At 64.7% G+C, this 22,369-nt stretch carries 18 protein-coding genes and 1 pseudogene; 8 read left to right on the top strand and 11 right to left on the bottom strand.

What is annotated here, in order from left to right:
• Positions 1 to 114 precede the first annotated feature (114 nt).
• Positions 115 to 627: a MaoC family dehydratase gene (locus ALTAJ2_RS16760; RefSeq protein WP_007107445.1), complete on the top strand. Its 513-nt coding sequence runs from the start codon at positions 115 to 117 to the stop codon at positions 625 to 627.
• 32 nt (positions 628 to 659) lie between these two features.
• On the opposite strand, the gene ALTAJ2_RS16765 is transcribed toward ALTAJ2_RS16760, so the two are convergent.
• Positions 660 to 1,382 carry a class I SAM-dependent methyltransferase gene (locus ALTAJ2_RS16765; protein ID WP_007107444.1) on the bottom strand — a complete coding sequence of 241 codons (723 nt, stop codon included), beginning with the start codon at positions 1,380 to 1,382 and terminating at the stop codon, positions 660 to 662.
• Positions 1,383 to 1,489: 107 nt separating this feature from the next.
• Here ALTAJ2_RS16765 and ALTAJ2_RS16770 point away from each other — a divergent pair, with 107 nt between their 5' ends.
• Positions 1,490 to 3,487, top strand: coding sequence for an AMP-binding protein (locus tag ALTAJ2_RS16770; RefSeq protein WP_050031491.1), 1,998 nt, complete (start codon positions 1,490 to 1,492; stop codon positions 3,485 to 3,487).
• Between the two features lie 30 nt (positions 3,488 to 3,517).
• Here ALTAJ2_RS16770 and ALTAJ2_RS16775 read toward each other — a convergent pair whose 3' ends face one another.
• The gene (locus ALTAJ2_RS16775; protein WP_007107442.1) at positions 3,518 to 4,345 is read right to left on the bottom strand and encodes an HpcH/HpaI aldolase/citrate lyase family protein; all 828 of its coding nucleotides are present in this window, start codon (positions 4,343 to 4,345) and stop codon (positions 3,518 to 3,520) included.
• A gap of 205 nt (positions 4,346 to 4,550) precedes the next feature.
• Between ALTAJ2_RS16775 and ALTAJ2_RS19275 the strand changes: the two are divergent.
• A pseudogene (locus ALTAJ2_RS19275) lies at positions 4,551 to 4,640 on the top strand (IS6 family transposase); the annotation flags it as partial.
• Positions 4,641 to 4,667: 27 nt separating this feature from the next.
• Here the strand turns inward: ALTAJ2_RS19275 and ALTAJ2_RS16780 are convergent.
• The 4 genes from ALTAJ2_RS16780 to ALTAJ2_RS16795 are packed head-to-tail and all read right to left on the bottom strand — an operon-like array spanning position 4,668 to position 10,204.
• Positions 4,668 to 6,806: an ABC transporter ATP-binding protein gene (locus ALTAJ2_RS16780; protein WP_081603310.1), complete on the bottom strand. Its 2,139-nt coding sequence runs from the start codon at positions 6,804 to 6,806 to the stop codon at positions 4,668 to 4,670.
• The gene (nikC, locus tag ALTAJ2_RS16785) at positions 6,803 to 7,711 is read right to left on the bottom strand and encodes a nickel transporter permease (protein WP_007107439.1); all 909 of its coding nucleotides are present in this window, start codon (positions 7,709 to 7,711) and stop codon (positions 6,803 to 6,805) included. The genes ALTAJ2_RS16780 and nikC overlap by 4 nt, the downstream gene beginning before the upstream one ends.
• Complete coding sequence (nikB, locus tag ALTAJ2_RS16790) at positions 7,708 to 8,658, bottom strand: nickel ABC transporter permease (protein WP_007107438.1); 951 nt, start codon at positions 8,656 to 8,658, stop codon at positions 7,708 to 7,710. Before nikB ends, nikC begins: the two co-directional genes overlap by 4 nt.
• Before the next feature lie 7 nt (positions 8,659 to 8,665).
• Positions 8,666 to 10,204 carry an ABC transporter substrate-binding protein gene (locus ALTAJ2_RS16795; RefSeq protein WP_007107437.1) on the bottom strand — a complete coding sequence of 513 codons (1,539 nt, stop codon included), beginning with the start codon at positions 10,202 to 10,204 and terminating at the stop codon, positions 8,666 to 8,668.
• Between the two features lie 437 nt (positions 10,205 to 10,641).
• On the opposite strand from ALTAJ2_RS16795, the gene ALTAJ2_RS16800 reads away from it, so the two are divergent.
• From ALTAJ2_RS16800 to ALTAJ2_RS16810, 3 genes are all read left to right on the top strand, one after another.
• Positions 10,642 to 11,985, top strand: a complete 1,344-nt coding sequence (locus tag ALTAJ2_RS16800; RefSeq protein WP_007107436.1) for a 4Fe-4S binding protein — start codon at positions 10,642 to 10,644, stop codon at positions 11,983 to 11,985.
• Between the two features lie 138 nt (positions 11,986 to 12,123).
• On the top strand, positions 12,124 to 13,230 hold the full coding sequence (locus ALTAJ2_RS16805; protein ID WP_007107435.1) for a SagB/ThcOx family dehydrogenase: 1,107 nt from the start codon (positions 12,124 to 12,126) through the stop codon (positions 13,228 to 13,230).
• 5 nt (positions 13,231 to 13,235) lie between these two features.
• Entirely contained in the window at positions 13,236 to 14,483 is a 1,248-nt protein-coding gene (locus tag ALTAJ2_RS16810) for an MFS transporter (RefSeq protein ID WP_007107434.1), read from the top strand.
• Positions 14,484 to 14,517: 34 nt separating this feature from the next.
• Here the strand turns inward: ALTAJ2_RS16810 and ALTAJ2_RS16815 are convergent, their stop codons facing one another.
• The 3 genes from ALTAJ2_RS16815 to ALTAJ2_RS16825 form a co-directional block, all read right to left on the bottom strand.
• The gene (locus tag ALTAJ2_RS16815) at positions 14,518 to 15,216 is read right to left on the bottom strand and encodes an SDR family NAD(P)-dependent oxidoreductase (RefSeq protein ID WP_007107433.1); all 699 of its coding nucleotides are present in this window, start codon (positions 15,214 to 15,216) and stop codon (positions 14,518 to 14,520) included.
• A gap of 30 nt (positions 15,217 to 15,246) precedes the next feature.
• Positions 15,247 to 16,323, bottom strand: coding sequence for a nitroreductase family protein (locus tag ALTAJ2_RS16820; protein ID WP_007107432.1), 1,077 nt, complete (start codon positions 16,321 to 16,323; stop codon positions 15,247 to 15,249).
• A 413-nt stretch (positions 16,324 to 16,736) separates the two neighbouring features.
• Positions 16,737 to 17,648, bottom strand: a complete 912-nt coding sequence (locus ALTAJ2_RS16825) for a DUF7351 domain-containing protein (protein WP_007107431.1) — start codon at positions 17,646 to 17,648, stop codon at positions 16,737 to 16,739.
• 172 nt (positions 17,649 to 17,820) lie between these two features.
• On the opposite strand from ALTAJ2_RS16825, the gene ALTAJ2_RS16830 reads away from it, so the two are divergent.
• Positions 17,821 to 19,134: an acyl-CoA thioester hydrolase/BAAT C-terminal domain-containing protein gene (locus ALTAJ2_RS16830; protein WP_007107430.1), complete on the top strand. Its 1,314-nt coding sequence runs from the start codon at positions 17,821 to 17,823 to the stop codon at positions 19,132 to 19,134.
• A 270-nt stretch (positions 19,135 to 19,404) separates the two neighbouring features.
• On the opposite strand, the gene ALTAJ2_RS16835 is transcribed toward ALTAJ2_RS16830, so the two are convergent.
• Positions 19,405 to 20,640 (bottom strand): RNA-guided endonuclease TnpB family protein, encoded by a 1,236-nt coding sequence (locus ALTAJ2_RS16835; RefSeq protein WP_007107429.1) that lies wholly within the window; start codon positions 20,638 to 20,640, stop codon positions 19,405 to 19,407.
• A gap of 58 nt (positions 20,641 to 20,698) precedes the next feature.
• Between ALTAJ2_RS16835 and ALTAJ2_RS20335 the strand changes: the two genes are divergently transcribed.
• On the top strand, positions 20,699 to 20,833 hold the full coding sequence (locus ALTAJ2_RS20335; protein ID WP_006088820.1) for a hypothetical protein: 135 nt from the start codon (positions 20,699 to 20,701) through the stop codon (positions 20,831 to 20,833).
• A 101-nt stretch (positions 20,834 to 20,934) separates the two neighbouring features.
• On the opposite strand, the gene ALTAJ2_RS16840 is transcribed toward ALTAJ2_RS20335, so the two are convergent.
• Positions 20,935 to 22,344, bottom strand: a complete 1,410-nt coding sequence (locus ALTAJ2_RS16840) for a sodium:solute symporter family protein (protein WP_007107428.1) — start codon at positions 22,342 to 22,344, stop codon at positions 20,935 to 20,937.
• Positions 22,345 to 22,369 lie beyond the last annotated feature (25 nt).

Consider the following 22,369-nt stretch of genomic DNA (forward strand, 5'->3'; position numbering starts at 1 on the left):
CTCGAGGCCCGCTTTGCCTTCTACGAGACCGTCGAGAAGGACCTGCCCGATAAGAAACACGGCACCGTCCTCTAATCACCGCCCGAACGGCTACAACTCAGCTACGGATCAGCCATGACAGGACGCTACTACGAGGAGTTCGAGGTCGGCGAGACCATCGAACACGAGAAGCGACGGACGATCAGCGAACGCGACAACCAGCAGTTCTGCGACATGACGATGAACCAGCAGCCGTTGCATCTCGACGCCGAGTTCGCGTCGGAGACGCAGTTCGACGGGCGGCTGGTCAACGGGCTCTACACCATGAGCCTGGCCGTCGGGCTCACGATTCCCGACACCACCGACGGTACGATCGTCGCGAACCTCTCGTACGACAACGTCGAGCATCCGAACCCGGTCTTCCACGGCGACACGATCCGGGTCCAGTCGACCGTCACCGACAAGCGAGAGACCAGCGACGGCGAGCGCGGCATCGTCACCATGCACGTCGAAGTGTTCAGAGTGAACGATCGTCCCGAGAGCGACGCGAACGGGACCTCGTCGGACGAGTCCAACGGTGCCGAGGAACCGCTGGTCTGTGAGTTCGACCGGACCGCACTCTCGCTGAAACGCGAGCACGCTGACTGACATCCCCCCTGGGCGTGAACGCCGGGGAGACCTCAGTCGGCGACGCCGACGATCCATCGCCACCGCTGTTCGACGGTCCCCTCGAGGCCGCCAAGCAGGTTGCGCGCCTTCGCGACGCGCTCCTCGGGGGCGAGTGTCGGGTAGAGACGCGCCGCCATCGCCGGAATCGCGTGAAAGCGCCGCACGTCGGCGGCAGTCGTCGCGAACCGCCAGGTCCCCGTCGTGACCGTGAACTCGTCGGCGAGTGCCGTCTCGACCGCGTCGGCACCCGTCGGCGAGCGCGATTCCCGCTCGAGGTCCGCGAAGACGTCGGTGCCGTCGGCGTCGACCCAGCCGAGCGGCGCGACGGCACCGACGACCCCGCCCGGACGCAGGACCCGGGCCGCCTCCCGCGTTGCGACCGTCGGATCGGGTCCGAGAAAGAGCGACGCGGTAAACGCGACGCCGTCGAACGAGCCGTCGACGAACGGCAGGTGATCGAAGTCCGCCTGCACCCGCGGCGCGGCCTCGAGTTCGCGCAGCATCTCGCGGCTGATGTCCAGCGCGACCGTGCGCTGTGCCCGCTCGGCGAAAACGCACGTACTCGCGCCCGTGCCGGCACCGGCGTCGAGGACGGACTCGAACGGACCGTCGGCTCGAGCCGACAGTTCGGCGGCCAGCAGCGTTGCGAGTGCGGTGAAGCGGCCGGTTCGCTGCTCGTAGGCGTCGTAGGCGGTGACGCTGTCGTCGAAGTTCGTTCGGACGACGGCCTTCATACGCGCGGCAACGGGCGGCGAGGGAATACGTGTTCCCATCGCCCCAGACCACTCGCATCGATGTATCGCCCGCCAACCAGCAGTCCCACTGCGCAAACGAAAGACGAATGACAGAGCTATCGGAGATCGACGACATCGCACACGAACCGAGCCAGGAGTTCGCCGAATCGACGAACGTCCGGCAGTTCATGCAGGAGTACGGAATCGACGACCACGAGGAACTCATCGCGCGGACGACGACCGATATCGACGGCGTGCCGGAATCCGGCCTCGAGTGGTTCTGGGACGAGATCGTCGACTACCTCGGAATCGAGTTCGACGAGGCCTACGACGTGGTCCGGGACGACAGCGAGGGGCCGCAGTTCACCGACTGGTACCCCGGCGGCGAACTCAACATCGCCCACAACGTCGTGGACCGTCACGCGGTCGACGGCGAGACGCGGGACGACGTCGCCTGCCTCTGGGAGGGCGAAGACGGCGACGTTCGAGAAATAACGTACCACGAACTCCACCGCCAGTCGAATCGGGTCGCGAACGCGCTCGAGGAGCGCGGCGTCGGTACGGGCGACACCGTCGGCCTCTACATGCCGATGGTCCCGGAGGTGATCTCGATCCTCTACGGTTGTTTCAAAGTCGGCGCGATCGCGGTGCCGATCTTCTCCGGCTTCGGGGTGGACGCGACGGCGACCCGGATCGCGGATTCGGCGTGCTCGGTCCTGTTCACCGCCGACGGCTTCTCCCGCCGCGGGAGCGAGGTCCGCCTCAAGGAGACCGCCGACGAGGCCATCGCAGCGGTCGGCCACGTCGAACACACCATCGTCTACGATCGACTGGGTCTCGCCGATGCCGACGCCACACCCTGGAACGAGGCTCGCGACGAACACTGGCACGAGGCCGTCGCGTCCCAGGACGACACGTACGAGACGCAGTCGTTCCCGAGTGCGCAGGAATCGATGCTGCTCTATTCGTCGGGGACCACCGGCAAGCCGAAGGGGATCGTCCACACCCACGCCGGCGCGCTCGTCCAGCCCGCCAAAGAACTGCACTTCGGGATGGATCTCAAGCCGTCGGACCGGTTCTTCTGGGTGTCGGACATCGGCTGGATGATGGGGCCGTGGACGCTGATCGGGACCCACACGTTCGGCGGCACCGTCTTCATGTACGAGGGCGCGCCGGACTACCCCGAGCCCGACCGGTTCTGGGAGATGATCGATCGCCACAAGCTCACCCAGTTCGGCATCTCGCCGACCGCGATCCGCGCGCTGCGCAAACACGGTGACGACTGGCTCGAGGGTCACGACCTCTCCTCGCTGCGCGTTCTCGGCTCGACGGGAGAGCCCTGGGACCCCGAGTCCTGGCACTGGTTTCACGAGACCGTCGGCGGCGGCGAGGCACCGATCATCAACATCTCCGGCGGGACCGAGATCTGTGGCTGTTTCCTGATGCCCTTGCCCACTCAACCCTTGAAACCCTGTACGCTCGGCGGTCCCGGTCTCGGCATGGACATCGACATCGTCGACCGCGAGGGCAACTCCGTCAAAGCGAACAACGAACGCGGCTATCTGGTCGCCCGCGACTCCTGTCCCTCGATGACCAAGTCGCTGTGGGCCGGCGACGACCGCTACCTCAAGGAGTACTGGTCGACGTTCGACGACATGTGGGACCACGGCGACTGGGCCCAGACCGACGACGACGGCTTCTGGTTCCTCCACGGCCGGGCCGACGACGCCCTCAACGTCGCCGGCCGCAAGGTCGGTCCCGCCGAGGTCGAGGGCGCGCTCATCGACCACCCCGCGGTCACTCAGGCCGCCGCCATCGGCGCACCCGACGACACCACCGGCACCGCCGTCGTCGCCTACGTCGTCCTCGAGGACGGAGTCGACGAGACCGACGCCCTTCGCGAGGAGTTGCGCGCGCAAGTCGGCGAGGAGTTGGGCAAACCGTTCCGCCCGCGCGAGGTGCTGTTCGTCGACGAACTTCCTAAAACACAATCCGGCAAGATCGTTCGGCGTGTCGTCGAGGCGCTCTACACCGGCGAGGATCTGGGCGACATGAGCAGTATCGAGAATCCTGACGCGCTCGCGGGGATCAGGAACGCGCGGTAGCGAACGGACGTCGCTTTGCTCCCGACTCGGTTACGTCGATCGTCTGGTGCGCTCGAGGATGCGTTCGGCCTGTGCGATGAGCGGCGCATCGATCATCTCGCCGTCGACTTCGAACACGCCCGAATCGGTCCGATCGCGGGCATCGAGGATGCGCTCCGCCCACTCGATGTCCTCGTCACTGGGCGTGAAGGCGTCGTTGATGACCGGCACTTGATCGGGATGGATCGCCATTTTGCCGTCGTACCCGAGCTGTGCGGCGAACGCCGTCTCCTCGCGGAGGCCGTCCGTGTCCGTGTAGTCGGTATAGACGATGTCGATGGCGTCGATCCCGGCGGCGCTGGCCGCGAGCACGGTCCGTTCGCGGGCGTACAACACCTCCGTTCCCTCGCTCGTCCGCGTCGCGCCGATGTCGGCCGCGAGATCCTCAGCCCCGAACAACAGCGCGGCGGTCGCATCGGCCGCTGCGATCGCATCGGCCCGGAGGACGCCCGCCGCGGATTCGATGAGCGACAGAACCGGGAGCGAAGCGTCGTGTTCTGCGAGGAGTCGGTCAGCCGCTTGGACGTCAGCGGCCGACTCCGTCTTCGGAAGCATCAGGCTGTCCGGGGGTGCACCCTGAAGGATCGCCTCGAGATCGGCGGCGGCCGATGTCCCGATCGGGTTCACGCGAACGCAGATTTCCCGCTCGGAGTCGATCTCGGCGAGCACTTCGCGGACGGCCTCGCGTGCGTCCTGCTTGTCCGCCGGTGCAACTGCGTCCTCGAGGTCGAAGACGACGACATCGGCCTCGCTCTCGGCCGCTTTCCGCATGATCTCGGGTTTGTTACCGGGCGAGAACAAAACGCTTCGACGAACCATAGTACTCGTTGGCAGGTCTCCCGATTAAGCCGTACGGTTTTCCGAAACGAACACGGGTCCGACTAGCGGGTGAGGTCGAGACGACCGCTGTTCGCTTGGGTAAGGGGTTCTGTCGAGAGATCACAACTATCGTGTATTGAGTTTCAGGGCACTGTCTAACTGAGATAGTTTGAGAAGCAATCAGGTCGTGAGGTCGAGTTGATTAATGCTCGTCGACCTGCTCGGCGAGTGCTGTGAGGGGGATCTAGAAGAATCGTGGGAGAACGAGCGGACGGCGACACCCGTCGGAGCGTTCCACGACCGACCCGTTCGTTAAACCGGCCTAGCGAGACGCCGTCCGGTCGTCAATCACGGGCAGATGGCATTTCGCTCGTACTGGGCCGAACTGGCGCTGGTCGGGGTCGGTCTCCGCACATTTCGGCTCGGCCATCGGACAGCGGCTCCGGAAGACACACCCGCCCGGCGGATCGACCGGGCTCGGGCGATCGCCTTCGAGTGAGGTTCCCGTCGAACCGCCCGGGTCGAGCGACGGAATCGCCTCGAGCAGCGCCCTCGTGTACGGGTGGGTCGGACAGTCGAACACGCGGTCGGCGGGGCCGACCTCCATCAACTCCCCGAGGTACATCACCGCGACGCGATCCGCGATGTGTTCGACGACGGTCAGGTCGTGCGAGATGAACAGATACGCGAGGTCGAGGTCGGCCTGGAGGTCCGCGAGCACGTTGAGGAGACGGGACTGAACGGAGGCGTCGAGCGCGGAGACGGGCTCGTCGAGGACGACCAACGACGGATCGAGCGCGATCGCGCGTGCGATGGCGACGCGCTGAACCTGGCCACCCGAGAGTTCGTGCGGATAGCTCGTCGCGTGTCGGTCCGCCAGGCCGACGCGCTCGAGCAACTCCCGAACGCGTTCCCGACGACGGGACCGGTCCCAGCCGTTGCTCCGTAGCGGTTCGCCGATCGCCCGCTCGACGGTCAGTCGGGGGTTGAGGCTGGAGCGCGGGTCCTGAAACACGACGCCGACGTCGGCGAGGGTATCGGCATCGCGGTCGGCGGCGGGTCCGACCGGCGTGCCGTCGATTCGAACCGTGCCGGTCGTCGGTGCCTCGAGGCCGGTGAGCAGCGAGGCCAGCGTGGACTTGCCACAGCCGCTCTCGCCGACGAGCGCGAGCGTCTCCCCGGCCCGGATTTCGAGATCGACGTCGTCGACGGCCCGGAGCGTGTCGTCGGTCCCGAGGAGGCGTTCGATCGGCCCGTTCGCGAGCGAGTAGCGTCTGGAGACCCCCTCGAGTTCGACGAGTGGCTGCGTCGACTGGTCCGGACCGTTGCCGGGAGCGCCCCCGGCGGTCGCCGAACCAGGTTCGGTAGATCCGTCAAGGGCGGCCGTCGCCGAACGCGCGGGGTGCGACTCGAGCGTGCTCGACTCGCTACAGGTTACGGTTCCGCGATCGTCGCCGAGATCGACGGTCGGGATCTCGCCGCGCCGACAGGCGTCGGTCGCGTGGTCACACCGAGGGGCGAACGGACAGCCCGTCCGGTCGCCGGTCGGTTCGGGAACCGATCCCTCGATCGTCGGCAAGCGGCTGCCGCGATCGACGCGTTGGGGGAGACAGTCGAGCAACGCCTTCGTGTACGGATGGCGAGGGGCCTCGAGGATGCGGTCGGTCGGGCCGGTTTCCATCACCTCGCCGGCGTACATCACGACGACGCGGTCACAGATGTCGGCGACGACGCCCAGATCGTGCGTGATCAACAGGATCGCCGTTCCGCGCTCGGCGTTGTGCCGCCGGAGTCGTTCGAGGAGCTGTGCCTGTGTGGTCACGTCCAGCGCCGTCGTCGGTTCGTCGGCGATCAGCAGGTCCGGGTCGGATGCGAGAGCGATCGCCATGCCGGCCCGCTGGCGTAGCCCGCCGGAGAGTTCGTGCGGGTAGGCGTCGACGCGGTCTTCGGGGTTCGCGATGCCGACCTGCGCCATGAGTTCGATCGCCCGCTCGCGGTACTCGCGCCACTCCGACTGGCTACTGAACGGCGGGACGTGGAGGTACTCGAGCAGGGACTGGGAGTCGAGTTGATTGTGGACCTTGAGGGATTCGGCGATCTGCTCGCCGACGTCGAAGACGGGATTGAGCGTCTCGGTCGGGTCCTGAAACACCATCGAGACGGTGTCTCCGCGGAGCCGGCGGAGCTGTCGGTCCGTCGCGTCGGTCACGTCCACGCCGTCGAGGCGGATCGATCCCCGGACGATCTCGCCCGGGTCCTGCAGGCCGACGATCGAGCGTGCGGTCACGGACTTGCCACTCCCGCTCTCGCCGACCAGGCCGACGATCTCACCCTCGTCGACGGTAACCGAGACGCCCTCGACCGCGTGGACGGGGCCTTCGCTGGTTCGAAAGCGCGTGTGGAGGTTCTCGACGGAGAGGAGCGCGGAATCCGGTGATTGATCTGTCATCGTTGTAGTCATGTCGGTTTCTCGAGGGTCGCATCGTGGTTCGGATCGAGCACGTCGCGGAGCCCGTCGCCGAGCAGGTTGAACCCGAAGACGGTGAGCATGATCGCCGCACCCGGGGCGTTCGCGATCCACCACGCCCCGCGGAGGTGGTGGCGGCCGGCTGAGAGCATCGTTCCCCACTCGGGCGTCGGCGGCTGTGCGCCGAGGCCGATAAACGAGAGGCCGGCCGTTCCGAGAATGACCGTCCCGAGGTTCATCGTGGCGAGGACGATAACCGGGCCGACGACGTTCGGAAGGAGATGGCGGACGGCGATGCGAACCCGGGAGACGCCCATCAGCCTAGCGGCCTTGACGAACTCGCGTTCTTTCGTCGAGAGGACGCTGCCGCGGACGAGACGAGCGTAGGAGGCCCAGCCGACGACCGCGAGCGCGAGCATCACGTTTCGCAGGCTGGGGCCGAGGATGCCGGCGACCACGAGCGCGAGCACCAGGCCCGGGAACGCGAGTTGGACGTCGACGAGTCGCATCAGGAACTCGTCGACCCAGCCGCCGACGTAGCCCGCAAGCAGACCGATCGCCGTCCCGAGGACGAGCCTGATCGCGGTGACGGCGACGGCGATGCCGAACGAGAGCCGGGCCCCGTACAGGAGTCGCGAGAAGACGTCCCGGCCGAGCTGATCGGTTCCCATCGGGTGGGCCAGCGTCGGTGGCTGTAACCGGTTCGCGAGGTCCTGACTCGCCGGATCGTACGGGGCGACGACGGGACCGAGTACGGCGGCGATCGACAGGGTGACGACGATCGCGAGCCCCGCGACGTTGAGCGGATTCGCGAAAAACGCCGCGAGCGTCCGGGACGTGCGAACAGCCCGGTACCGGCGTCGAAGGCCCGTCACGACGGTATCGAGAGCACCGCTCACGCCGTCTCACCCCCGAGTTGGACGCGGGGATCGAGGTACCGGTAGGTGAGATCGACGAGCAGGTTCGTCGCGACGAAGACGATCGCGGTGACGAGGGTAACACCTTGAACCACCGGGTAGTTGCGTTCGAACACCGCGTCGACGAGCAACGAACCCAACCCCGGCCGCTGGAAGATGATCTCGACGACGACCGCCCCGTTCAGCAGCGTCCCCAACTGGAGCCCGAGGATCGTCACGACCGGTACGAGCGCGTTTCGCAACGCATGTTTGTAGACGACGATCCGCTCGCGCAACCCCTTGGCGCGGGCGGTGTCGACGTACGCTTCGTCGAGGACCTCGAGCATTGAACTCCGGACGAGCCGCGTGACGACGGCGGCCATGCCGGTCCCGAGCGTGATCGCCGGCAACACGAGGTGGCCGAAACTGCCGGCACCGGCGACCGGGAGCACGCCGAGAGTCAGCGGGAACAGCAGGATCAGCAGGTACGCGAGCCAGAAGTTCGGCATCGAAACGCCGAGCAGCGCGCCCAGTTGGCTCGCGTGGTCGATTGGGGTCCCGCGGTGGACGGCGCTGACGACGCCGGCTGGGATAGAGATCGCGAGCGCGACGAGCATCGCGGCGAGGGCTAACTCGAGCGTCAGCGGCACCGTCTCGACGATCAGCGTCGAAACCGGCGTGTCGCTGTAGTAGGAGGTTCCCAGATCGCCCCTGAAGACGTCGGTCAGCCAGTGCAGGTACTGAACCGGGATCGGATCGTTCAGCCCGTGATCCGCCCGGAACGCCTCGATCTCAGCCGCGGAGGGCTGGCGGTCGAGTTGCTGGGAGAGAATGATCTCGGCCGGGTCGCCGGGTGTGAGGAAGATCAGGCCGTACGTGACGACCGAGACGCCGAACGTAACGGCGAGCGACGTCGCGAGCCGGGACGCGAGGTAATCGTAGTCGATCATCGCTTCGTCAGGCCGTTCGCGTCAGATCGCGCCACTCGGCGAACCGTTCGATCGGGTGGAGTTCGAGGCCCTCGACCGCGGCGTCGGCGGCGACGACGTACTCCTGGTAGAACAGCGGGACGACGACGGCCGCGTCCATGATCCGCCGCTGAGCTTCGACGTAGGCGTCGCGTTTTGCGGCCGGCTCGTACGACTGGTAGCCGGTTTCGATGAGGGCGTCGACCTCACCGCCGAGGTTGTACAACCCGGTCCCCTCGGCCTCGTAGAGGTCCTTGTTGTCGACGCCCATCGTGTGGAAGTTCTCCCACATGATGTAGTCCGCGCCGGGGCTGTTCGACCCCGTACTTCCGACGTGGAGGTGGAACTCGCCGCGGCTCGTCCGGTCTTTGACGGACGCGTTCTCGAGCAGTTCGATGTCGACAGTGACACCGATCTCGCCGAACTGGGACTCGAGGACCTGGCTGATCGTCCTGCCGTCGTCCATGTCGGCGCTGACGAGGCAGGTCAGCTCCTCGTCGTCGTAGGCAGACTGGTCGACGAGCTCGCGGGCGGTGTCCCGATCGCGCTCGTAGGTCGGGAGTTCGTCCTCGTCGACCCAGTCGATGACCGGCGAAATCGGGCCGCGGGCGGGTTCGCCGACCCCCTCGAGTACCGTCCCGACGAGTTCCTCCTGGGAGATCGCGTGGTTGAGCGCGCGCCGCAGGTCCACGTCGTCGGTCGGTTCGCGGTGGATGTTGATCCAGGTCGATACCGCCCCCGCGGACTGCTGGGCATCGACGCGAACGTCGTCGCGCTCGCGAAGCGCCGGGAGACGTCCCTTTGACGGGTTATAGATCAGGTCCACCTCGCCGCTCTCGAGGAGGTCGGTTCGGGTCGTCTCGTCTTCGGCCGCCCGGAACGTGAGTTCCGTCGGGGTCGGTTCGCCGCCCCAGTAGTCCGGGAACCGTTCGACGCGGACGTGCTGGCCACGCCGGACCTCCTCGAGGGTGAACGGTCCGGTGCCGATGATCTTCCCCGCCCGCCGGTCGGCGTCCGGGGGCTGGATGTCGATCATGTTGTGGGCGATCGTTCCGGGGAACCCGGGGAACGGATCCGTCGTCTCGAACTCGACGGTGTAGTCGTCGATCTTCGTGACGCTGCCCGGCTCGAGGTGGAGCCAGCCGTAGACGAAGTCGCCGCGCTCGGTGAGGATGTTCTCTTCGAACGTGTGGACGACATCGTCGGCGGTCAGTTCCTCGCCGTTGTGGAAGGAAACGCCCTCCCGGAGATCGAACACCCAGGTGGTGTCGTCGGTCGCGGTCCAGTCGGTCGCGAGCCACGGTTTGGGTTGCATGTCGTCGGTGCCCCAGACCAGCGGCTCGATGACGCGCGTCCAGTACGGAGCCATGCCGCCCCAATTGTCGTACCGGCTGGTGTCGGTCGGATCGGACGCGAGTCCGATCGTAAATGCGGTCTCGTCGGCTGTTCTGTCCCCCGCACACCCGGCAAGGGACGCGAGTCCGCCGCCGGCGACGCCGGCGAGAAATCGTCGACGTGAACTGTACATCAGTATTGTCCCGCCGAATGCCGGGTTCGACGATTGTTACGAGGGTCACTCCGTCGAAAGCGCTCCCCGCCGCGGGACGATCGATCAGCCGACGATGCCGATACGCCGTGGCAGACGCGGCTGCCACTCCGTGCAAACGGTTCGATGCTGGCCATGTGAAACCTGAATTGTTCTACTGAAACTTTGTTTGTAAACATTCTGGTTTGGTTCCATATCGATCACCGGCCAGGCCCCTGTCCCGCGATCACCGCTGATCGATATCGATCCCTCGGTCTGGGGGAGAGGCGATCTCGTGCCGTCTCACTCGCCACTCCACCACCCGCACCGTCTCGCTCGTCCACGCAACCGTCGCCGGAAAGGGGAACCGATCCGTTCACTCGAGTGCCTTCGAGTGTCGCACCAAATGATTGACACACGTTCGGAGAAAAAAACCGCCGATGACAGCAGATCGATCCCGGAAGCGGGGCATCACGATCACGAAAAACAGGGTCGTCCGGTTCCTCCTCACGAACAGGAACGTACAACACGCCGTCAATCTGCTCACCGTCGCGGTGTTCTTCTACGCGCTCTACCGGGCCGCGGTCGGACCGACGGATTCCGGGCAGAACTTCGGTAGCGTCGTGTTCTTCGGGTTCTGGTGGGCACCGATTATGATACTTAGCCTCCTCTTGTTCGGCCGGATCTGGTGTTACTTCTGTCCGCTGGGTGCGATCGTCCGGTTCACGCAGCGGTTCGGTCTCCAGCGCCATTTCCCGATGTACACGCGATCGAAGCGGGTCGCGTTCGGCCTGCCGCTCTCGATCCTATCACTGACGACGCTTACGTTCGTCCTCGCGCGGTGGGGCATGGCCGACCTCGGCGTCTCGTATATGCCGCGTCGCGTTCCGTACTACTGGCTCGCGATCGTCGGCGTCGCCGTGGTCGTGAGCCTCGTCTACCAGCGGCAGGCGTTCTGTCGGTACGTCTGCCCCGCCACGGGCGTGATGAGCGTCACCGCGAAGTTCTCCCCGCTCGAGGTCGCCCAGAACAAGGACACCGGCGTCACGTGTGCCACGCTCGAGTACGAAAGTGACTACCTGAGCACCGATCGCCGGTGTACCGCCTGCATGAAGTGTACGTCGGAACAGCCGGACGAAGACGTGGAGCTCCGGTTTCGCTGGCCCGGGGCCGCGGTGATTACCGAGCGGATCCCGCTGGTCGACGAAGCGATCATCGCACTCGTCATCTGGGGTGCGATCCCGATCAACTTCGTCCTCAGCAGCGCTATCCTGACCGCCCTCGGCGGACAGTTGCCGGGTTTGCTCGTCTCGACGACGGCCTATCTCGCGAGCGTCGTCGCGGCACTCGTCGGGTTCGCCGTCGCCAACAAACTGGCGAGCGACTGGAGCGGCCTCGACTGGGAACCGTCGTTCACGAAGTTCGGACTCAGCTACGCGCCGCTGGGCCTGATGTGGGCGCTCGGGGATTTCGTTATCGCGGGACTGTTGGAAAACGGCGGCCACACCGTGAACGTCGTCGCGCAGGGGTTGGGGATTCCCCTGTCGCTCCCCCCGGGAGCGAGCGCCGGGATCGTTTCGGCCTGGGTCTCGTTCTTCGTCACCGGCTGGCTCTGGCTCGCGGTCCTCTGGAGCGGAGCGGTCGCCTGGCAAGTCGCGACGGCGTTGACCGACTCGAAACGGCGCGCGGCGAAGGCCTTTGCCCCGCACTTCGCGCTGATGACGATCAGCACCTTCGGCCTCGCCGTCGGCGTGGTGAGCGGCGTTTCCTACCCGATCGCCTAGCGACCAACCGCGGCGGGACGGATCGGACGTCCAGCTATCTCGACCGGATCGACCGTCCGATCCGTCGAGTATCGTCCCGGCCGCCGTTGTGAGAGTTGCACCAGAAGCGTTATATTATTAATTGTGGACCGGAAACTTATGACAGGAACAATCGAATATACGCGAAACGGACTCCTGTCCGTGACGACCGAACAGGCGGGTCGGAAAGAGGAGCCGTCGCTACTGGCCGTCGACCCGCTTGCCACCCGAACGTCCGAACTCTCGAGCGCCGATATCATTCGCGGTCTCGCCGAGCTAGACGGGAGGTACTCGAGGGACGAACTCGAGGACACGCTGCTGGAGACGCTCGATCTCCCGACGAACGCCGCCGCCGATCTCGTCGCGGACCTGATCGAGGTCGGATTTCTCCGCCCGGCAGACCGGCACGGAGATCCAACCGCCTCTTGGGCGGCCACCGGTTGGCGGGCCGCGCTGGAGTATCACGAGTACGTCCGCGACTATCCGTTCATCGACGAGGCGGTCGAGAACTCCGAATACGAGGACGTCGAGGGAATGGAAACCGAGATCATACAAGAGTATCGGGCGCGAGAGGAACCGCCGGCGATCTACAAGGATTACGACGTCGACGAGCGGATCGAGTTACCGCCGGTCGAGGAAGCCGAACGGGTGTCCGTCGCCGACGCACTGTCGACGTCGCTGTTCGGGCGCGCCGATTCGACACGGGACGCGCTCGACGCGCGGACCCTCTCCGCGATCCTGTACTTCGCCTTCGGGGAGACGGGTAAACTGCAGACGGAACACCAGGGACCGAAGCTCAGAAAGCCGGTCCCGTCGGGCGGCGCACGTCACCCAACCGAAGGGTACGTGGCCGTGTTCGAAGCGACGGACCTCCCTGCCGGCATCTACCACTATTCGGTTCGGGACCACGCGCTGGAACGGCTCCCGACCGACACCGACCTAGAAAAACCCCTGCTGTGGGGAATCGACTCCGATCCGGCGGCTCTCATCGGCTGTACGTCGGTCGTCGAACGGAGCATGTGGCGGTACCGCGAGCCGCGAACGTATCGCGTCCTGTTGCACGATCTCGGGCACGTCCTCGAGACGCTCAGGATCGCCGCTCGAGCGTACGGATTGTCGACGATGGCCGGGTTCAAATTCGACGACGCGTACCTCGAGGAGTTCTTCGGCGTCGACCACGCCGAAGAACCGCTGCTCGCCTACGCCGCGCTGTCCGCCGAGCCCTGACACCCGTGCTCGCCGAGACACTGTTCGCGACTACCGTCGAACGCGCACGAAGCGACGTCCGTCGATACTGTCTCTATCGGGCGACGATGAGTCAGGGGTTCATCGCCCCGGTCATCATCGAATACGTTCGGCACCGCGGGCTGTCCTATTCGGCGATCGGACTCCTGACTGCGCTCTTTACGCTCACGACGTTGCTCGGCGAAGTGCCCGCAGGCTACCTCGGCGACAGGCTGGGCCGACGGAGCATGCTCGTCGCCGGAAGTGCGCTCACGATCGTCGCCATGCTTACGTTCGGGGTCTCGAGGACGTTCGCCGGCTTTCTCGCCGCGTACGTCGTGTGGGCGGTCGGCATCGTCCTTCGCTCCGGAGTCGCCGCCGCCTGGTTGTACGACACGTTGACTCGAGCCGGGGAGGGCGATGCGTTCACCGTCGTTCAGGGGCGAGCGAAGGCACTCGAGCTAGCGGTGAGCGCCGTTACGGCCCTGCTCGGGGCGTGGATGGCGACGAAAAACTGGCTCTATCCGTTCGTCGGAAACGCCGGCCTCTATCTCTGCAGTATCGTCGCCGTCTTCGGCTTGTCGACGTCGGGCGGCGGTCGGTCCGACGCCGAGACGTTCACGCCGGTGGATGCACTCCCGGTCGTCCGCGAGTTCCTGTCGATTCCGGGTCTCAGGTCCTTCGTCGTCTACAGCGGTCTGTTTACGGCGTACCTCGGTCTCGTCGCGACGTTTACGCAACCGATCGCGACGGGCATCGGTATCGACATCAGCCAACTCGGCTGGCTCTACGCCGGGTTTTCGCTCGTCTCCGCCGTCGTCACGTTCTTTTCGGGAGCGATCGAACGGATCGTCGGGATCAGGTGGTGGTTTTTGAGCGCGCCGCTTTGCGTCGGCGTCCTGTTCGTCGTCGCCCCGTCGTCCCCGCTCGTGGCGCTGTTCGCCCTGTTCGCCTGTCGGGTCGCTCGAAACGTCAGCAAACCGCTCCGGGAGCAGTATCTGAACGCCCACGCCGATTCGATCGGCCGCGCGACGATCCTCTCGACGGTCGGTATGATCTCGATGGCGTTTATGATCGGGTTTAGGGCTCTCGGCGGGCTGATCGCGAACGTCACGTCTCCGATCACCATGATCGTGATTACGAACGTCGCGATGCTCGTCGGACTGTGGCTCCTCGTCGTCGTCGAATCGCCCGTCCCGAAGGATGTCGTTCCGTCCGCCGGCTCCGGAGATGGAGCGGGCACCGAAGCCGGGTAACCGAGTGATCGGTTTCGCGGGCCCAACGCGCGGCTCAGTGCGACCGGATGTCGACTTCGGTCGTCCGCGATCGCAGCGGTTGACGGGCGAGGTGTCGGTAAGTCGTCGCGATGTCGTCCGGATCGAGAAGGGACGAGTGATCGATATCCGGCATCGCCCGTCGGGTACGCGGCGTCTCCATTCCGCCGTGGAGAACGACGTGAGCGACGTGAATCCCGTCCGGACCCAACTCTTTTGCCATTCCCTGGGCGAGTCCGCGGACGGCGAACTTCGCGCTGCTGAACCCGACTGCGTCCCCTCGAGCACGCGTTCCGGCGTCGGCACCGGTAAAGATGATCGTCCCGTCGTTCCGATCGCGCATGTTCGGGACGACCGCCCGTGTACAGAGGAACGCGCCGAAGACGCAACCCCGCCACATCTCCTCGAACTGCGCGGCGGTGATGTCCGACACGCCCCCGGCGTAGACGGCGGCCGCGTGATTGACGAGGACATCGACGGCCCCGAGTTCCGTCCGGATCTCCTCGAACGCCCGGGTCACATCTCCGGGGTCGGTCACGTCGGCCTGAACGGGAAGCGCCGCGATACCGTCGTCTTCGACCTCCAGCGCGAGTGAGTCGATCGTATCGGCGGTTCGGGCGAGCAAGCCGACCGACCATCCGTGGTCAGCGAACTCGCGGACGACGGAGGCGCTCAACCCCGGCCCGACGCCGGCGACGACCACGACTCGACTCATCGCGGATCACTCCGAACGCAGCCCGTCATATCACTCACCGATCGCGACCATGTACGTGATCGCTTCGTCGTCCCCGTCGACCCCGACGAGCGCGTCGATTCGCGTGTCTTTGAGCGCCGGCGTCACGAAGTTCCGCAATCGCAGTGCCGTCGCGACGAGGATGAGCCGATGCGCGTGTTCCGAGACGTGAACGTAGCTGTTCCGAAGCCCGCGGGATTTCGGACACCACTGCTGATCGTGGTCGAATACCGAACCGAAAAAGAGCGAGACGGCCGCATCCGTGTGGTGATTCTGCCGGTGTGCAGCGTCGGTAACCGCGTCGTCGGCCGTTTCGACGGTATCGAACTTCCGGATTCGGAACAAAGCGTGCTCTCGAATGGCGTACTCGTAGACGCCAGGCGGAACGTCCCGACACCGTTGAACGACGGGATACACGCGCAGTCCCGCTCGCCGAAGGGCACCAGGCTCGGTTTCGGCGAGCGGCGTTTCTTCGAGGTGATCGAAGGCCGCTCTCACCGGCCCGAAAGAGTGGTGTAAAACCGTCGAGAGCGTCGTCAGGTCCATCTCGGTACCGCTGAAGTTTCGATGGGTGCGTCGCCGCAACGCGACCGCTCGAAACGACTCGTCGGGGAGTTCGTCGGGATCGGGAAGGTCGATACGCGGCCCGTCTCGAGCCGTCGCGGACGGCGGCTCGAGGGGCTCGCCGCTCCGGGTCGTCCCCTCCCGGTCGTCAGGGGGCGTCGGCCGTTCGACGTCCGCCGTCCGGGTACGGAGATGGTAGAAAAGCGCCCGTTGCCAGCCCTTTTCCATCCACGTCCGATACGCGACGAAGTTCTCGTGATCGTCCGGCAGCAGGAAGCCGGTCTCGATCAGCGTGTCGAGGAGGTCGTCGGCCGCCGTCGTATCGCACTCGAGGGAGTCGCGAGCGAACGTTCGAAGGTCGTCCTTCGAACGGGCCGTCAACGCATACTCGAGGACTGCGACGACGTCGACGTCGTCGAGTTCGTACGTGTTCGCCGTTCCGTCGACGAACACGGTCCCGCGTATTCCACTGTTCGCGGGTCCGTTCCAATCAAACTGCACGAGGTTGTTCGTTCTAACCTTCATAGTATCGTCGAATCGTTCAGTTTCTCTCGTCCGGTCGCGAAAATCGGAAACCCACGGGCGCTACCGGGCCGACGTCATTTCGCCGGCCGCCGGCGTCCGATAACGCTCGGTAGCGTCCTCGTGGATCATCCGAAAGTCGTCAGTCGTCGGACTCGACGACCTTGTGATGCTGATGGAGCGCCGGTTCTTCGTCGTCGTCGACCTCTTCGATGTCGTATTCTGACATGGGTGTTACACCCACTCGACGTGGCAACGATTTCAGTATAAAAATTTCTGGTGTAATTGTGAAAAATCGGCGTTCAGGGTATCGAACGGGGGCCTGGTAGGGTCTGGCGAATGAACGCCCGATTCGCACTCTCGGTCGAGGAGACGACTGATCCGTTCGCCTCCTCGAAGGGGTCTTCCCGGAGCGGTCACCGCTCCCCGGTCAGCGACGTGCGTCGGTACGATCGAGTGTACAGCTCGCTGTCGAGTTCGATCTCGAGTTGGTCGTCGTCGATCGCGAATCGGATCACAACGCCGTCGTCGAGTACCTCGCTCTCGCAGGCCCACGAGGGTGACCCGTACTCCAGTTCGAGCGTCCTGTAGTCGATGTCGTGGTCGTGCAGGAACGCGATAGTGGGCGCTCGCGTCAGTGCGTAGTGGAACGCGGGAATCCGGAACGAGACGCCACACTGCCGACAGCGCAGACCGGCCATCACCATCGTCGAAGTGTCCCACCTGAGCGTTTCGAGCCGGGTATCGGGCTCCAGGCTACGCGTGGTGAATGTCAACTCCTCGAAATGTCCCGCACAGTGGGGACAGACGTCCCAGGAGACGGATTCGAGGTACCACAGCGCCCGCCGGTTGGCCCACGCAAACAGTTCGTCGAGGTCACGGCCTCGGGGAGCAGTGAACGAGAGTCGCATGTCGAACAGGACACCGTGATTCGGACACGACACGGTGAGTATTCCGTCCTCGAACGTCGCGTCCAACCGGGCCTCGCCAGCCGGACAGTGCCACTCGACTGGTCCCGAGATCGCCTCGTGAGCGCCCGAGAACGTCCGGGCGTAGACTTGGTCTACGATACGCGATCCGGCGGTGGTCAGCCAATACTTCCCCTCCGCTCCCCGAACGAACTGGTCGCGGAGTTCGTTGAGGTGGTAGTTGAACCGCCCTCCGTCCTCGACGGCCACCGCCGACCGGAGGTCGCTGTAGCGCATTCCTCGGTGCTCCCAACTCGGTCGACGCGTCTCCGCGAGCGCCAGCAGAATCCGAATCCGCAACGGGTTCGCCAGTGCAGCGAGGTTTTCCGCAACCGTCTCCGGGTCCACGTCTCCGCCCATACGCCACCATCACGAGCGCCCTCCATTGTCCTGTCGCTCGCTAGCCGTTACGACGAGTGGTTTCGGTAGTTCCGGTGCAGCTGCAACCGACCCGCTCTTGTACGTTCGCTTACCAAAGTATACTTCTCCATTCGCTTATGTCCAAACCGGCGGTACACTGTCCCCGTAACGGATGACCGAAGAAACGGACCCTGACGACAGCGCGTCTCTCGGGACCGGACGAAAAGATACGAACGAGATCACTCGAGCAGAGTTCGGGTTCGAGCATCCGACCACGGTCTCGGTGGACGACTCGATCGGGCTCACGATCACGGGCATTGCCGTCGATACCGTCGACGTTCGGGTCGTGTTGGCCGGCCAGAGCGATCGCGATTGGGAATCGAATGCGACCTACGACACGCCGGACGGACGGCTCGACCTCGAATCCGCGACATCGACAAACGGCGGGACGACGGGCGGGATAACCGATCTCATTCAGCGGGCGACACCGGCCGAGGGTTCGGGCCCGTACGAACCGGGACGCGACGGTGATGAACTGACCGTTCACGTCGAATACGACGGACAGACGCTCGGTTCGACCACGATCGAACGCACGTTCGGAAGCCGAGAAATCACGTCCGAGGCGGTGACGAGTGAGTCGATCGTCGGCAGGATCTACGAGCCACCGGGGGGTGAACCAGCACCAGCAGTGGTCGTGCTCCACGGCTCGGATGGCACGCCTGCGGACGGGATAGCACAGTTGTTGGCGTCCCACGGATTCGTCGCGCTCGCGATGCAGTACTTCGACTGGCAGGGCCGACGCGATAGCCTCCCGGCAGAGCTCGTGGAGGTACCGCTCGAGACCGTCGAGAACGCGGTCGAATGGGTCCGTGAAAGGAACAGCGTTCGCGGACCCGACGTGGGACTCATGGGATCGTCGAAAGGCGGTGAACTCGCGCTCCTCGTCGGGAGCCGACTCGAATCAGTCGGTCCCGTCGTCTCGGTCAACGGAAGCGGCGTCGTCTGGGCGGGGATCTCCCGGCGGGAGTTTCCGCCAGGCCCGTCGTGGACCACGGACGGCGAGCCGGTTTCCTACGTTCCGTACACTGACGACCGCTCGGTCTGGGACGTACAACCGCCGATGGAGATGGAACCCGGCTACTCGCAGTCGTTCGAAGACGCCGACGAGGGGACGATCGCCGAGGCGACGATAGCCGTCGAGTCGATAGGAGGGCCGGTACTCCTCGTCTCGGGTGGCGCGGACGGAATGTGGGACTCCGTGAGACTCCACGAGGTCGCGGCCACCCGACTCGACCAGCACGATTGCGAGTACGAACATTTGGTGTATCCGGATGCCGGACACGCGATCACAGCACCGTATCTCCCGACGGCCAACCGCGAGCGAACGGGGCAGTTCGTCATGGGTGGGTCGGCAGCCGGCTACGCCGAGGCGGACAGCGATCACTGGCAGCGCGTCGTCGAGACGTTCGAGACGCTCCGTGCGTGAGGGAGCCGCCGTGCGTCCGTCAGTCGCGGTCCATTTCGATTACGAGCATCCGAGCGGACTCGTCTTCACACGGATTCGCGGATCGGTGAAGACACGCCAGAGTGAGTGACAGCGTCAAACTACGTCCGGTCGGTTTCGATCGACACAGTCGAATCGGCATTCCGATCTCACTCGGAGAGAGAAGACGGAGAGCCACAGCCGTCAGTGACATCCTCGCCCGCCCTAAAGGGCGGGGCTTCCTACAAGGGAAGCCTCGTGTCGAGGGAGGTTTCAGGACTCGAAAGCCGCAAGCGTCGTCTGTCGGGACCGCCGACTCGGCGTGCGGTGTCCTGTGGCCGTGTCACAACGGCTCCCATTCCGTGGCGAGTCATCGCGCTCCGGTTTCCAAGGAACGCTCTCTCCCCACGGATCAACGCGAGCAGCGATGTTCGCTGCTGCGTTGATATCTGCCTGAAACGTCGAAACGTGACACGCCGCGTTCGTACACTTGAACGCCGCTTGCGACCCACGACTACCGATGTATCCGCACGCGTGGCAGGTCTGGGACGTGTAACGCGGGTTCACGAACTCGACCGGAATGCCGGCTTCGAGGGCCTTGTCCTCGATGCGGCCGGTGAGTCGGGCAAACGCCCACGCGTGAAGGCGCCGGTTCATGTACTTCCCGTAATCCAGGTCCTCACGGATGTCCGTCAAGTCCTCGAGTACGATTATCGGGTCGTTGAAGGACTCGGCGTACTCGATGGCTTCGCGGGACGCCTTCTCGACGATATCCGTGAGTGCGTTCTGGAAGTGATCGAAGCGTTCGTCCACACGCCACTCGGCAGCGCCGCGCTCTTGCAGACGCTTGAGTGTCGTGTACATCTCCTTGCGGAGTGCTCGCGCACGACCACCGCCGTAGATGTATGGTCGGGTCGGAGTGCCGTTCTGACAGGCACAGCCCGTCAGAAGTTTGGACTCGCCGATATCGAAGCCGATTCGAGTCGGATCGTCCGGCGTTTCCGGTTCAGCTATCTCGTACTCGACAGTGACGTGCAACACCCAGTTGGTTCGGTACTGTTGCAGTCGGAACTCGCCGACCGATACATCTCCGTCGAGCAGGTCGAACCACAGGGATTCCTGCTCGGGATTGATCCGAAGCGGAATCCAGAAGGCGTTCCCACGCCCGGCTTGAGGGACACGCCAGCAGAACTCGCGCGCTCTCTCGTCGGAATGATCGATCCGGAAGCCACGATTCGTGAACCGAACCGGATGGTCGTCCTCGAGTTCCGAGGCGTTGTACGTCCGCCGGAGTTGTGGGACGTAGTTCTTGAGCGCGTCCTTGGCGTAGGACGTGAGCGTGTACGACGTGACGGTGTCGTTGACCGCCGCCTGCGTATCCGCGCCACTCTCGAAAGCGTCCGAGAGCGCGCGGCGGTAGGTCGCCACGGTTCGCTCGAGACGTTGCTCTTTACCCGTAGTGGGCGGAGCGAGTGTGGCTTCGAGCGTTTTCGTGGCGGTCGTCGTCACAGCTACGAGTACGGGAGCGTAATAGTAAAAACTAACGAAAAACTAACTATGTGTGTAGATGCCCAACCTGAACATCGAAGTGGATCAGGACGAGTACGACCGCCTGAGCGAAATCAAAGACGCACACGGCCTCACCTGGAAAGGGGTGCTACTCCAAGGCGCGAAATCGTTGGACACCGAGGGGCCGTTGTAGGACGAGTCGGGACACGAACGAACGCGATTCCTCCCCGTGCTAAAGCACAGGGTTTCCTCGCTACCACAAGATGAAACGGCCAAGCGTTCGTCGGCAAACGCTCAGGCCCGGGTCGGCGACGGCGACGACCGCGCGCTCGTGAGGTAACTGACGAGGACGATGAGTACGCACCCGATCGGTGCTGCGACGATCACCGCGTCCAATCCGTACGGGCTGCCGAGAACCGTGTCCCAGGAAACCGCGAGCACGGCACCGGTGACCATCCCGGTGAGCCCGCCGATTTTCGTCAGGCGATCCCGGAACAGGAAGATCGAAAGCAGCGGCGGCGTGATCGCGGCCCCGTACGCCGTGTACGAGTACATCTGGACCTCGAGAATGGTCGGAAAGTACTGGCCGAGGACGAACGCGAAGAGTCCGAGGACGACCACGAGGATCCGCGTCAGCCAGAAGATCCGTTCGTCCGGCGCGTCGGGATTAACGAACCCTTTGTAGAGGTCCTGGGAAAGGTTCGTACAGGCCGACAGCAGGTACGAGCTCCCGGTCGTGATAATAAACGCCGTCGCGGCGGCGAGAAGGATACCGCCGACCCACGTCGGGAGCGTGGTCGTCGTCGCGATCAGGGCCATTCCCGGGTCGAGTTCGGGAAACATCGCCCGCGAGGCGAACGCGATCAGGGGGACCAGCGTCATCGTCGCGATCGCGCCGACGAACCAGGCGATCAGTCCCGCGTTCGTTCCGTCGTCGGTTTCGCCGGCGATGATCCGCTGGTACATGTTCTGGTCGGCGAGGATCAACAGGAGCGGCGGCGCCCAGAGCGCGAAAAACTCGAGGAACGACAGGTTACCGAACGTATCGAGGTGGGTTGCGGGGACGTCCGCGGTGATGCCCGACCAGCCGCCGGCCTCGAAGAACACGAACGGGACCGCGATGACGAGGCCCACGAGCATCAGGAACGCGCTGATCGCGTCCGTGTATGCGACCGACATGAGACCGCCCATCGCCGCGAGTGCGATGATGAGGGCCGTTCCGAGGAGCGTTCCGTGCGTGACCGAGAGCCCGGTCGTCACGTTCAACACGAACCCGATACCGATGAATTGGTAGGAGACGATCCCGACGTACGCGAACGCGATCACGAGCAGGCTGATGATCCGCCCTTCGTCGCCCAGTTCTTCACCGATCATTTCGGGGACCGTGAGCTTGTCGAACCGCCTGATACGGGGTGCAAGTGCCTTCAAAACGCCGATACCGATGAGAGAAGCCGTCCCCATAAGGATCGCGGGGATCAAGCCGTTGTCGTACGCGATCGAGTTCGCGCCGCCGGTCACCGTCCCGGACCCCATCCACGTCGCCAGTAGCGTCCCGGCGATGACGACCGCGCCGAGGCTTCGACCGGCGACCATGAAGTCCTCAGCCGTCTCCGTTTCGCCGTACGCCCAGGCACCGACGCCGAGCATCACGGCCAGATATCCAGCCACGATATAAAGCAACGTCATGTCGCTCTGAACTGCCATACGGCAGTGGTTGGAAATTCATGTG

It is taken from the genome of Natrinema altunense, from assembly GCF_000731985.1.
GTDB lineage: Archaea > Halobacteriota > Halobacteria > Halobacteriales > Natrialbaceae > Natrinema > Natrinema altunense.